The sequence below is a fragment of the Chryseobacterium sp. SIMBA_038 genome, from assembly GCF_046535115.1.
Classification (GTDB): Bacteria; Bacteroidota; Bacteroidia; order Flavobacteriales; family Weeksellaceae; genus Chryseobacterium.
Window position 1 is genome coordinate 1 of the sequence record NZ_JAWRXH010000384.1, and the last position, 243, is coordinate 243.

The following is a 243-nucleotide window of genomic DNA, read 5'->3' on the forward strand; positions in this document are numbered from 1 at the left end:
GTTTTGGTTCAGGGAGACAATGAGCTGTTTTTGGACACAACAAATGATGCCTATCTTCTTTTGCTTATTGACGAATTAAAGAATAATCAAAGTATACAACTATCAGAATGGGTACAGCCTGTTGGAGATAAAAAATGCAGTCAGCAAATAGTTCTTCCTTTAGAAAACAAACGGTTTAAATCATCTTATACTTATAAGCCGGAACCAGAAAAACAAACCTTAATACAAAGAAGCTTTGCCCCG

Annotated in this window: 1 protein-coding gene; it reads left to right on the forward strand. The window is 35.4% G+C overall.

Going from position 1 to position 243, the window contains the following annotated elements; genetic code table 11:
• Nucleotides 1-243, forward strand: a 243-nt coding sequence (locus SB689_RS23995; RefSeq protein ID WP_410694528.1) for a hypothetical protein, incomplete at both ends; no start/stop codon positions are given.